Below are 12,624 nucleotides of genomic sequence, written 5' to 3' on the forward strand. Positions count from 1 at the left end.
AACCTAAAGCTTGATTCCACGCTGACATTGAAACTGATTTGCCAGCATTTAAGATCCATGACTAGTGGAAAAGGACGCGATTATGAACACTTAGACTTCCAACACAGGGCTTCTGCAATGCAGGAGCCCTTCGCCTATTATTTCAAGTGTGCTTGACTGCTGCTCTTGTTATCTAAGCTGGATATTTTCATCGTTAAACAAAAACAATGGAAAAAGTGGATTTGTTTTTTTATTTTTTGAAAATCAATAAAAAAAAGGAAAAAATTTTTTACTGAATGTCTTTTGTTTGATTGCTTTTTTGGGGTGAATCTACTATGCTATTAGTTAGCTAAACAAAAAAGGAGACCCGCTATGCTGACCTTCATTTTTATCTTTTCCTTCCTTGTGGGCTTGCTTTTTTACGCCTTTATTATTGAGCCGCGCCGATTAAAACAGCGGCATTATTTGATCAAAAAAGAAAAGCAAACGGTCCTTGATATTTCCAAAGCCTATGATCTTTATCAAAATGAACAGAATGTAGTAGTCGCACATATCAGTGATCTACACTTTTCTCGTTGGTTCAAACCGCAACGCATCAATCGCATCATCCGTTCCACGATCTTAAACAAACCTGATTTGATCATCATCACGGGTGACTTGATCGACAATTACCGTAAGTGGCCTCACCGTTCAACCAGCCGCCTCATTGAAAAGTTAAAGAAATTGAATGCGCCAATGGGGAAAATCGCTGTGTTAGGAAATCATGATCATTTGAATGATGGGCAATATTTTGTGAATGAAGTGTATGAAAACGCCAATTTCACCTTGTTGGACAATGAATCTGTATTTGGTTCTGATGAGAAAACCTCAATGAATATCGTAGGGATCGATAGTGCGAGCAAAAGTGCCCACTACCATTACGAGCCAACATTAGCAGAATGGCAGATTCTCTTGATTCATGAACCTGACTATGTCTCTCGAGTAGATAACATTCGTGACTATGATCTCGTTCTATCCGGTCACAGCCATGGAGGCCAGATTCGTGTGCCCTTTTATCGTGCGAAAACGAAAGGCGCCCTCAAATATACAGATGGTCTCTATCTTTTAGCCGCGAACACACTTCTAAGTGTGTCCAATGGTGTGGGGACCACGGCGATTCCAGCGCGCTTTGCTGTGCCCCCGGAAATCACGTACTATCATCTCGTGCCGTCCGAAAAACATGCTGTAGCCTAAAACAAGCTCTTAAGTGATCCCCCTATCTTCGTTTGGATAGTTAGGATACTTAAGAGCTTGTTTTCGTTATTGGCGTAATCCGTTATAGATCGTCTCCAAATTCCACTTCATCATCGCATAATAACTATCGCCGTCTTGTCCAGGTTCAGCGATGGAGTCTGTAAAGACAGTGCCGTAGATCGGAATACCTGAATCCCGAGACACGCTTTGCATTGGGCGAGTATTAACGCTACTCTCGACAAACAATGAAGGAACTGCCGATGCTTGCAATTGGTCGACTAAATTCTTGATCTGAGCAGGCGTTCCTTCTTCTTCGGTGTTGATTTCCCAGATATAAGCGGATGGCACATCATAGGCTTTCGAAAAGTACTTAAAGGCGCCTTCACTTGTCACGATCAATTTCTTTTCTTCAGGAATTGAAGCAAAATTATCTTTGGCTTGTTGGTCTAATTCGGAAAGCTGCTGCAGATAGTGTTCTAAGTTTTCTTGATAAAACTCCTGATTTGCCGGATCTTTCTTGCTCAATTGTTGGGCGATATTTCGCGCATAAATCATCCCATTTTCCAAATTAAGCCATGCATGAGGATCTGCCTTTGTATGATCAGCGTCATCCGATAGATACAGGACTTCCACGCCATCACTGACGGCAAAATAATCTTCACCCGCTTTTTTGTTGGCGTTGTTCATTAATTTAGTAAACCAGCCGTTGCCGCCTGTCTCTAAATTCAAGCCATTATAAAATAGAATGTCAGCATCAGTGGCTTTTTGGACATCTTCTGCCAGTGGTTCATATTCATGAGGGTCACGCCCTACAGGAACGATGCTGTGGAGATTGATTTTGTCCCCGGCGATGTTTTTGGTCATATCTGCTAAAATCGAATTGGTCACTACAACATTTAATTTGTCATCAACGGTTGCCGCCTGCTCTGCTTGCTGATAAATCAAGAATCCTCCTGCAACAGCGGCAGCAGAAACCATTGCCGTGGTCAGCCAGCGTTTGGCAGGACTCGTTTGTTGTTTTGGTGAAAAGAGAAATCCTAAGACAAACAAAACAGCTGCAGTGAGGACAATACTTGATCCGGCTGCAATATTAAAGGTATAACCGATAAATAACCCAATCACAGAAGAAGCACCGCCTAGAATCCCTGCAATCACCATCATATGGCTAAGGCGTTTTGTAAATAAATAAGCAGTTGCTGCTGGCGTAACCAGCAAAGCCACAATCAAGATCGTACCGACACTTTGCATCGCCGTAACGGAAACTAATGTCAAAAGCAGCATCAACAAGTAATGATATACTTGTACATTCATCCCAAAAGCTTTCGCCATCATCGGATCAAAAGAAGTGATCAGCAATGGCCGAAAGAAGATCATTATCAATGCAATGACCAGTAAAGCAATCGCAATCGTGACCCATTTATCCCCATCTTGGACTGCGAGCACATTTCCGAATAAGATATGAAACAAATCCGTAGAACTGTTAGCTACGCCAATCAAGATAACTCCCAAAGCTAAAAAGGAGCTGAAGGTGATCCCGATCGCCGTATCACTTTTGATCAAACTATTGTTAGAAATATAGGTGATAATGATCGATGCAAGAACACCAAAGAAAATCGCTCCGACAAAAAAATTCACCCCTAAAATATAGGATAATGCTACTCCTGGAAGTACGGCGTGAGAAATGGCATCTCCCATCAATGACATTCCCCGCAAAATAATAAAACAACCAATCACCCCTGTAACAACACCGATTGCTACGGCAGTGATCAAGGCATTTTGCAGAAAATGGTAATGAACTAGTCCATCAATAAACTGACTAATCATCTTAAGCCCCTCCTTTCACGATGATCGTATCGCCGAATGTTTCTTTCAAATTTGTTTCAGTAAAAACAGTCGTCGTCGGTCCATATGCGATCAAATGCTGGTTCATCATCACTAGTTCATCGAAGTATTCAGTCACTTTGCCTAAATCATGATGAACAATAAAAATTGTCTTTCCTTGTTGGCGAAATTCACGCAGAAGTCCTACTATAATTGCTTCGCTCATCGCATCGATTCCTACAAATGGTTCATCTAAAAAAATGAATTCCGCTTCTTGCAGTAATGTGCGAGCGATCAATACTCTTTGGAACTGACCGCCAGATAGTTCGCCGATCTGCCGTTCAGCAAAGTCAGCCATTTGGACAGACTCCAATGCAGCGGTGACTTTCTGCCAATCTTTGGCCGTTATTCGTTGAAACAGGGAAAGCTGCGGATAGAGTCCTAATGACACCACTTCTTTTACTGTAATCGGAAATGTATAATCGACTGCAGTCTTTTGTTCCACATAGGCTATCTTTTTTTGGAACTTATTGAGCGCCATTCCATTCGATGTGACATGTCCTTCGGAAGGGATTAGTTGCAGTGCAGCTTTGATGAAGGTAGATTTCCCCGCACCATTCGGTCCGATGATCCCTACAATTGCCGGCTTATCAACACAGAAAGATAGTCCAGAGACAGCTTGATTTTTCCCATCATAGCTGGCGGATATTTTTGAAAATGCGATCATAGTTTGTGCTCCTTTACATTTATGTTAAAGTATCGTTTATTTATTTTTTAGGTATGCCTAACTTATTTCCAATTATACCGATTCTCCTGTTGAATGCAAGGGATTTTTTACACAAATAAAATCCAATAAGAAAAAATAAAGTGTTCCTTCAACTTCCTTGACCCTAGCAGATCGCTTTATTCATTCGCCGTTACTTTTAGTGTGACCAAACAAAAAAAGTTTCCACTCCTTTGAGGGAAACTTTTTAAAAGAAAACTTTCTAATCAGCATTCGCTGATTTTTTTCAAAATTTGTGATGAAGAATCAACCTAGAGTACCAGTTGTCGGCAATTTACTCGTCACTACTTAGATACTACGTTGACTGGTTGATTCTCTAAGAAATGTTTGTAATTTGAGACAGCGATAGCTAGCAATCGTTGCCGGGTCTCTAATGGTGCCCACGCAATATGCGGCGTCAAATAGCAGTTAGGCGCATGCAACAATGGATTGTCAGCCGTGATTGGTTCTTTCGAAACGACATCAGCTGCCAGAGCAGCAACTTGTCCAGCTGACAACGCTTCTGCTACCGCTTGTTCATCCAGTAATCCACCGCGAGCAGTGTTGATCAAGATAACATCCTTTTTCATTTGAGACAATGCACGGGCGTCGATCATCTTCTCAGTATCGGGAAATTGCGGCACATGGAGACTGATCACATCTGCTTGTTGAAAGAGTCTCTCCAACGAAACTTGTTCTGCCCATTCAGCCTGCGGCGTTTTTGGTCGATGATTGTAATAGATGACCTTCATTTGAAACGCATGAGCAATTTCAGCGACTGCCTGAGCAATCGCACCATAGCCGATCAAACCGATCGTCTTGTTGGCAATTTCAGTCAGTGGCGTTTGCCAATAAGAGAAATCGGGACTGTTTTGCCAATCTCCTTGATGGACGGATTGGTTGTGCCGCCCTACTTGATTCGTTACCTCAAGTAATAAAGCAAATGTAGCTTGCGCTACTGAATTCGTACTATAGCTGGGAATATTTGTGACGGTAATCCCTTGAGATGCTGCAGCTTGTAAATCAACAACATTGTAGCCAGTTGCCAGCACGCCGATATAATTGATGTTAGGACATGCTTGGAGTATTTCCTTTGTAAGGGGCGTTTTGTTCGTAAAAACAGCCGTTGCTTTGCCGATTCGCTCAATGATCTCCTTCGTATCTGTATAGGAAGTGCGATCATAAATCGTGATTTTCCCTAATCCAGCTAATGGCTGCCAATCTAAATCTCCTGGATTCAACGCATAGCCGTCTAAAACAACAATTTTCATTTTTTTGCTCCTCTCTGTTGGAAATAAAAGACTGGAATCCCTAAACAGGTGATCAAAATACCGATCAATGCAAGCACAGGGGCCGTAAGGATCGTCATTATTAAAATGAATCCGCCCCCTAAAAGAGCGATGATCGGTGTGATCGGGTACAACGGAACCTTGTATGGACGATTGAGCTCAGGTGCTTTTTTTCTTAACAAGATCACACCTACAAACAATAATACACTAAAAAACCACATCACAAAAATCAACATATCCGTTAAGAGATCAAAACTACCCAACAACATCATCAAACACGCAATTGCTAATTGGAAAAAAACCGCCGCATAAGGAGCCTTGGTTTTATTTGTCAATTTAACAAAGGTCGAACTGAATGGAACTTCATTCTCGAGTGCCATGGCATAAGGCACCCGCAATCCGGTCATCGTATACCCATTGAGTGCGCCATAAACTGAAATCAAAATACCAATCGTCACTAGTTTGCCCCCAAAATCACCAAACAATTGCAATGCGGTTTCTGAAGCACTATTTAAGTTTCCAGCAATCTGTTCTAAGGGCAATGTTTTCAAGAAAACAAGATTGATCAGGAGATAAACCAAGGTTACAAAACTTAATCCAAAGATAATGGCTTTCGGAAGATCCTTTTCCGGCCGCTTCATTTCACCAGCAATATTTCCAACACCTAACCAGCCATCATAAGCGAAGAGAGTCGCTAGTAATGCACTGCTGATTCCTGCGATGATCGAACCATCACTTGTTATAGAAAAATTGATTACCGAGACTGACACTCGTCCTGGTGTCATTAGTCCCACTAAAACGATCAATGCGATGGGAATCAATTTGATTGATAATGTAAATGACTGTACACCTGCGGCGGTTTTTGTCCCTAATAGATTGATCAAACTAACACTGGTACCGGTGATCAACGATAGCGGCAAGAGATAACTTGCGGGCAAATGAAACAGATTCAAACACTGAGTGGCAAAAATAATACTCAACGCTGCTATATTGGCAGGGAAATAAATAATGCTTTGAGCCCATCCTAGCAAGAAAGAAGGCAATTTCCCGTAAATTCGTTCAATGTAGCGAATAGGACCACCAGTTTCTGGTATTGCTGTTGCTAGCTCCGCTACCGTTAGTCCGCCACAGATCGTCAAACAGCCAGCAATCAACCACACAAGCAATGTTAAGCTAGAGGATTGCGTATGTTGGACCACTGCAGCCGCTTTAAAGAACACCCCGGCTCCAATCACAGTTCCCATGACTGTCGAAAGTGCTCCGAAAAAAGTGATTTCTTTCTTTAGTTGACTCTTCAAATACTCACGCTCCTTTTTTTGACTAAATCAAAGTATAGCGGATAGATGCTTTGTTGGCTAGAGTGATTCTTTTGGACCACAAAAAACAGCTGCTTTTCAACAGCTGTTTCTCTTATTTACTGTTGAAATCAAAACTTGTGTACGCCTTTGGTGCATTCGTTTCACTAAGAAAACTGCAAGCAACAAGATCAAAGGAAAGATCCCCGCTCCCAAAATTCCTTGCTGCAATCCTTTGTCGCTGCCTTCTGCCAACAAACCGACCAATGAAGGTCCCAACGAACAACCTAAATCACCCGCTAAGGCTAGGTAAGCAAACATCGCTGTACCTCCATTACGAATGTATTTTGTCGTTAAACTAAAAATTCCCGGCCATAATATACCGACAGCAAATCCACTCAATCCGCAACCGATAAAGCCTAGAATTGGGACACTCGATAACCCGATCAGCAAATATGCCACCAAGCAAAGCAATAAGCTTGCAAACATAAATTTCCGTAGATCGATACGTTCGCCAAATTTCCCATAATACAGACGAGCAAGTCCCATCATGATCGCAAACAACATTGGTCCCGCAAGATCACCGACCGTTTTGGACACACCAAGTCCTTGTTCTGCAAAAGTGGATGCCCACTGACTAACTGATTGTTCACTTGCCCCGGCACAGACCATCATGACTAGAAAAAGCCAAAAGCTTTTCAATGAGAACAGTTCACGATTCTTCAGTCCTACTTCGCCTTCCGCTACGATTGGTGCTAATGGAACTTGAGTAAAAACAACCAAATTGACTAGCGGCAAAATAGCCCAGATCAATGTAAGAAATGGCCAACGAGCAATGCCGAAAACAAAGAAAAAGAGTGTTGAGACTAAGACGACACCAACATATCCCCAACAATAAAACGAATGCAGCATACTCATGGTTTTTTCTTTATTCGGGGTTGGACAAGCTTCGACGATTGGGCTCACTAATACTTCCAGAAGACCGCCACCAATTGCATAGAGGAAGACTGCCGTCAGTAAACCGGTAAAAGGGGTCGGAAAGATAAGTGGAAAAACAGCCAACCCAATCAACCCTGCAGCCGCAAAAAAATGCGCCGCGACGATCGAGATACGATAACCAATCCGATCGACAAAAAAGATCGCTGCAAAGTCCACACCCAGCTGTGTTAGAAAGTTAAATGTAACTAAAAGCGTGATTTGACTTAGTGGAATCTGATACTGTGTTTGAAATGTCAAAAATAATAAAGGTGCAAAGTTATTGATGATTGCTTGAACAATGTACCCAGCAAAGCAAGCAATGATCGTTCGTTGATAATTTTTCATTTTTACCTCCTCCAGATTTATTTAGTATAGCAAGAGAACCTTCACAATCGCCATGGAAAATGCTATTCAAATTGCTAGAGTATGTTCTCTTTTTTGGTGTATTATCAGTTGAAAAATGCTCCCTACTGGTATTGCAAGTCAGATCTCAATAAAGCCAGTGGTGATAAGTGCTAGTATCAAAAAAAACGAATCTCCCCTGCCGATTTCAGCAGTCTGGAAATATCGTTTTTTGAAACACAACGATTGAAGATCTCTAATGACTAAAGATCTTTGGTCGTTGTACTTATTCTGTCCAACAGTCCTTTTATTTTGAATAAGTTGTCCGAAAAGGATTATACTTGCGCTTTTCAGAGACAGCAGTTTAGTTGGAATGTGCTGCCAGCATTTTGACTGTGGCTTCAAAAATTGGTCCAATAAAGATGATACAGAGCAATGTACCGATACCGACATTGGCACCCAGACCAAAGCCAATCAAGACCATCGCTGCATCCAAGCCGATCCGGATCGTCTTTTGGGTCAGCTTCGTACGTTTATAAATCAGCGCAGTTAGTGCTTCTAGTGCTGCTGATCCTTGATTTGAAGAGACATAGATCCCTGCCCCAACGCCGAACAAGATGGGGGCGATGAAAATCGCCAACCAAGAATAGAATGGCAAATGAACAAAAATCTTATCCATAACCGGCTCAAAAATCCCAATCAGCAAACCAAGACCGATCCCATTGATATAACTGCCGATTCCAAGCTCCTGGCGATCGAAAATAGCTACGATCAATAAGACGACCAAATTAAAACATAGACTGGCGATCCAAAACGGAACAGACACATAATTCAAGATTCCCAGCAAAAATGTACTGATCGTATCATACCCCTGATGGGCAGTGATCAGCAATGAAATTGCTAACGCAATCAAACACGTACCTAACAAGATTTGCCAAATTTTTTTCACGACATCACTCTCTTTTCCAATTTAGTTTTCTAGACTCTCTTAGTGTACCTTGCCGTTCCAGAGATTACTACTATTTCTTTTATCTGTCTAAAAAACCCTTCAAGCGGTCAATCCAGTGATTCGTAACTTTGCTCATACTTCTCTCGAAATTCTTTTGGCGTCAGACCATTCAACTTCTTGAACATCTTTGAAAAATAATTCGTATTATTGTATCCGATCGCGTCGGCAATCTCATTGATCGTTTGCCCCGTATGCAGCAGAAGCTGCTGAGCTTTTTTGATCCGAATAAAATTGACGTATTGATTAAAGCTTAATTCCGTTTCTTTTTTGAACACTTGTCCCAGATAGACTACACTAACATGCAGAGCTTCGGCAGCCGATTTAACCGTCAGCTCTTGCGTATAGTGCTCTTCAATCATGCCAACCGCTTTTTGAACAATCTCAGAATAACGCTTTTGCTGAGGCTGGTCTTTGGCCAACTGCAAAATCTCGTTGAAGAGCTGACGCAGTACCTGGATCGTATTCGATGCTCGAATCCGAGTGATGATCCGATCATAATTTTCTCTAGTCAAAGCAGGGAACTGGCGGTAAATATCATTGAATAATAGAAAGGCTACGTAACGGACATGCTCAGGGTCAGCCTGCATCCCCTCGAGACTTGAAAAGATTTTGTCTAATTCATCTTGAACGGTTTTTGTATCCCCGATCGTCAATGCTTTATTGAAAGAGAGAAAAGGTAGCGCTTCGTTGCGGTCTAAGATATCGACTTGAATGATTTGTTCATTAAGCAGCAAATCCGGGTAAAAGGTCTGCAGTGATTGGACTTGCTTGATTTTCTCATACCCTTTATATAAGTTTTCCCATTCATTGATCGTTTCACTGACCACCAATTGCCAATCCCCTGCTAGAATCGCTGACAGTTCTTTGAGCAGACACCAGAGACGTTGACGTTCACCATAAAAAACGATCAGCAACTGATTCTCTCCCAATCGTCCTGGCAGTAGCAATGGCTGTTCTTTTTCGACAAAAAAACGAAACCCATTTTCTAAGATTTCAGGCGTCCCTGTCAGCTGTAGAATCGTATAAGGCGGATGGATGGGTTGTGTGGACTGTTCCAATAATAAGTGGTACTCACTTTCATTTAATTCATCATTCAGCCAAAGTAACAAGCTGGATTCTCGATACAAGTCATTTTGTTCATCGATTCGTTGCTGATGTGCCAGTTCCTCCGCAATTGCCTGCACACTTTCATAGAGTTCAACCTTGTTAACTGGCTTAACGAGATAATTTCGGACTCCTAACTGCATGCCTTGCTTCACAAAAGCAAATTCTTGATAACCAGATAAAATGATGGAAAAAAAAGTATTGCCTTTTGCCTGTGCTTTAGCGATCATATCAATCCCATTCATTTCCGGCATGCGAATATCAGTGATCAGTAGATCAATGGCTTGTGTTTCTAAATATTCCAACGCTTCAGAAGCGCTTTTAGCTGTGTGAACGACTTCAAAGCCTAATTCTTGCCAAGGAATGATCATCTTTAGACCTTCTAGAATCATGTACTCATCGTCCACAAACATGGCTTTATATAAACTCATCATTCAACATCTCCTCATCGATCGCAATGGAAATCTTGAATCCGTGATTTTTTTCAGATTCAACTTCCATCTGATAATGATCGCCAAACATCCCCCTTAATCGTTCATGAACATTTTTCATGCCTATGGATGTTTGTACGACGACTCGGTCATCTGCAAGCTCTTGGCGGATCATCGCTAATTGCTCTGGATCTGCTCCTTTTCCGTTGTCCCGTACTTGCAAAAGAATCTTGCCATTTTGTCGGAAGGCTTTGATACTGATGGCATTATCATTTCGCTGATAGTCGATTCCATGCACAAAATAATTTTCTACTAAAGGTTGCAAAGTGAACTTAGGCAAGAGCAGATGTTTCAGATCTTCTTCGATAGTTACGTGATAGGCGATTTTATCTGGATACCTCATTTGATACAAGTAAACGTATTTCTCGCAAAACGTCACTTCTTCTGCCAATGTTTTGATCTTTTCCTGTGTCGTATTGTTGCGCAAAAGTGCCGAAAAAGCGTATACGACATCCGCTAATTCTTCCTGCTGGCGGCTCAATGCGTACATCCGAATGTATTCGAGTGTATTGTATAAGAAATGAGGATTGATCTGAGCCTGCAATGCCCGCATATCCGCATCCCGCTGTTTGATTTCCAGGGTATAGATGTCCTCAATGTAGTCATTGATACTGCCTGTCATTTGATTGATCGCCTCGGCGATCGTTTTTAATTCTTGTTGAACCCCCGTGGTATCAATGCGCTCATTAAAATCTCCGTGACTGACTTTTTGGGTTGCTTGAACGATCTGTTTGACCTGCTGGGTGTAACGCTTAAACGTACGATGCAAAATCAATAGCAGCACAAAAAGAATCAGCGTACCGCAACCAAAAATCAACAATGTATAATTTAGGACATCCCGCCAAATCACTTGCTTATCTAGTAAAACCAGCGTGATTTCTCCGTTGATATTCCCTTGTTTTTTTATGTAAAAATCATGGGACAATTTCGGCACGATCTCTTTTTGATTGTTGGCCATTGCTTGATCGATTTTGTCGATCATCGCCTGATTCAGATTCGGTGCATCTTTATAGAGACGCTGTCCACTGCTTGTGTATATGAAACTTTTGATACCGTGTTCTCTATTTTCATCACTACGATTAGCTAATACATTCTCTTCATTAAATACCACAAACACTTGTCCCATTGGTTGCGCAAAATTACTCGGTTGTGCGATCGACCGCGCAAAATATAGGCGATTTTTCAATTGGATCTGATCGCCCCGCAGTTTCTCTCCGTAAGGTCTGTCTGGTGTAGCAACTAGATATTCTTTGCTTTCATCCAATTGAACGATGATTTCTTCAATGTCAGGATGACTGCTGATCAAACGGTAAAGGATATTTGGCAGATAAATATTTTGTCCTGATTGTCGAAACATATCATTACTATAGGAAAAATAATCGGCGATCGATAACTGTAAATAGTTGCGCAATGATTCAAAGGTGGCATCCGAACTGGTGAATTCTCCTAATACTTCAGAAACAATCGTATTACGCTCTTGGATATACGTATCTAAATACGTGCTTGTTGCATCGACGAGTCGATTACTCATCCGAAACCGATCCACACCCGTATAGACACTCAACCCTAACATGATCAAAATCGAAATCAGAATCAACAAGGCACTATAAAGCTGCATCAATTGATTGATCAGGAAGTCACGCTTGAAAAGGGCTAAGATTCGTTTATTCATATTGCAGTTTTCCATCGATCAATGCGCGGTCTTTCCGGGAAGCGGAATGGACCCATAATAAGATCAAACTGAAGGTACCAAATAAAAACAATCCTTTCATGCTCCAAGTAAACACCAAAATACCTACGAGACCAAAAATGACTTTAGCGAAGGTGCCAAAATTTAGAAATAAACTGACAAATGCCAGTTTGATCGTATTCAATAAAGAGGTTTCATAAATTGATTCAAACAATAAGCTATACAAATACAGTAGAATCAAGAGACCACTTACTACTACTAGCAAAAAGTCGATCATCAGCCACAGTAGTCCTTGGATCTGACTGGAGAGATACAAATTATACGCTGCGATCGCCAGCAAACCGAAAAATAAATAAAAACGGGCGTTGGCTCGCCAAAAGTTTTGCTTCCAACAGCGAAAGGCCTTCCTAAACGATTGGTCCTCGTAAGATAAGCCCTCTTCTTCGATCAAATCACTGATAGTTTGAAATGCCGGACCAACCCCAAACAAAACTGCGCCCATCATTGTAAACAATACGAAGAAAAGATTCAGTTTAATGACCGCCCAAATCAGACGAAAAGCCTTCACTAACCCTCCACTTGTTGTCTCTTTCATTCTTCCTCATCCCCTCTTGATATTTGCCCGTTTTA

General features: G+C 41.5%; 10 protein-coding genes. 1 reads left to right on the forward strand and 9 read right to left on the reverse strand.

The window, feature by feature from the left end; translation table 11 throughout:
• The first annotated feature begins 351 nt into the window (after window positions 1-351).
• On the forward strand, window positions 352-1,212 hold the full coding sequence (locus EG2_RS06065; RefSeq protein WP_060813961.1) for a metallophosphoesterase: 861 nt from the start codon (window positions 352-354) through the stop codon (window positions 1,210-1,212).
• A 66-nt stretch (window positions 1,213-1,278) separates the two neighbouring features.
• Here EG2_RS06065 and EG2_RS19890 read toward each other — a convergent pair whose 3' ends face one another.
• From EG2_RS19890 to EG2_RS06110, 9 genes are all read right to left on the reverse strand, one after another.
• Window positions 1,279-3,036, reverse strand: coding sequence for a metal ABC transporter permease subunit (locus EG2_RS19890; protein ID WP_082709527.1), 1,758 nt, complete (start codon window positions 3,034-3,036; stop codon window positions 1,279-1,281).
• Between the two features lies 1 nt (window position 3,037).
• Entirely contained in the window at window positions 3,038-3,760 is a 723-nt protein-coding gene (locus EG2_RS06075; RefSeq protein WP_060813962.1) for a metal ABC transporter ATP-binding protein, read from the reverse strand.
• Between the two features lie 341 nt (window positions 3,761-4,101).
• Window positions 4,102-5,067: a D-2-hydroxyacid dehydrogenase gene (locus EG2_RS06080; RefSeq protein ID WP_060813963.1), complete on the reverse strand. Its 966-nt coding sequence runs from the start codon at window positions 5,065-5,067 to the stop codon at window positions 4,102-4,104.
• The gene (locus EG2_RS06085) at window positions 5,064-6,383 is read right to left on the reverse strand and encodes an APC family permease (protein WP_060813964.1); all 1,320 of its coding nucleotides are present in this window, start codon (window positions 6,381-6,383) and stop codon (window positions 5,064-5,066) included. Before EG2_RS06085 ends, EG2_RS06080 begins: the two co-directional genes overlap by 4 nt.
• A 96-nt stretch (window positions 6,384-6,479) precedes the next feature.
• Complete coding sequence (locus EG2_RS06090; protein WP_060813965.1) at window positions 6,480-7,703, reverse strand: MFS transporter; 1,224 nt, start codon at window positions 7,701-7,703, stop codon at window positions 6,480-6,482.
• 361 nt (window positions 7,704-8,064) lie between these two features.
• Window positions 8,065-8,649 carry a YczE/YyaS/YitT family protein gene (locus EG2_RS06095; protein WP_003125961.1) on the reverse strand — a complete coding sequence of 195 codons (585 nt, stop codon included), beginning with the start codon at window positions 8,647-8,649 and terminating at the stop codon, window positions 8,065-8,067.
• Window positions 8,650-8,756: 107 nt separating this feature from the next.
• A complete protein-coding gene (locus EG2_RS06100) occupies window positions 8,757-10,247 on the reverse strand; it encodes a response regulator transcription factor (protein WP_060813966.1) in 1,491 nt (496 codons plus the stop codon).
• The gene (locus tag EG2_RS06105; RefSeq protein ID WP_003125959.1) at window positions 10,231-11,976 is read right to left on the reverse strand and encodes a sensor histidine kinase; all 1,746 of its coding nucleotides are present in this window, start codon (window positions 11,974-11,976) and stop codon (window positions 10,231-10,233) included. Before EG2_RS06105 ends, EG2_RS06100 begins: the two co-directional genes overlap by 17 nt.
• Window positions 11,969-12,589 (reverse strand): YesL family protein, encoded by a 621-nt coding sequence (locus EG2_RS06110; protein WP_060813967.1) that lies wholly within the window; start codon window positions 12,587-12,589, stop codon window positions 11,969-11,971. The genes EG2_RS06105 and EG2_RS06110 overlap by 8 nt, the downstream gene beginning before the upstream one ends.
• Window positions 12,590-12,624 lie beyond the last annotated feature (35 nt).

It is taken from the genome of Enterococcus gallinarum NBRC 100675, from assembly GCF_001544275.1.
Classification (GTDB): Bacteria; Bacillota; Bacilli; order Lactobacillales; family Enterococcaceae; genus Enterococcus_D; species Enterococcus_D gallinarum.

Excerpts from the sequence above, each read along its gene's own strand:
- EG2_RS19890 (WP_082709527.1), bottom strand. The coding sequence starts at position 3,036 with ATGATTAGTCAGTTTATTGATGGACTAGTTCATTACCATTTTCTGCAA.
- EG2_RS06100 (WP_060813966.1), bottom strand. The coding sequence starts at position 10,247 with ATGATGAGTTTATATAAAGCCATGTTTGTGGACGATGAGTACATGATT.
- EG2_RS06105 (WP_003125959.1), bottom strand. The coding sequence starts at position 11,976 with ATGAATAAACGAATCTTAGCCCTTTTCAAGCGTGACTTCCTGATCAAT.
- EG2_RS06080 (WP_060813963.1), bottom strand. The coding sequence starts at position 5,067 with ATGAAAATTGTTGTTTTAGACGGCTATGCGTTGAATCCAGGAGATTTA.
- EG2_RS06110 (WP_060813967.1), bottom strand. The coding sequence starts at position 12,589 with ATGAAAGAGACAACAAGTGGAGGGTTAGTGAAGGCTTTTCGTCTGATT.
- EG2_RS06090 (WP_060813965.1), bottom strand. The coding sequence starts at position 7,703 with ATGAAAAATTATCAACGAACGATCATTGCTTGCTTTGCTGGGTACATT.
- EG2_RS06075 (WP_060813962.1), bottom strand. The coding sequence starts at position 3,760 with ATGATCGCATTTTCAAAAATATCCGCCAGCTATGATGGGAAAAATCAA.
- EG2_RS06065 (WP_060813961.1), top strand. The coding sequence starts at position 352 with ATGCTGACCTTCATTTTTATCTTTTCCTTCCTTGTGGGCTTGCTTTTT.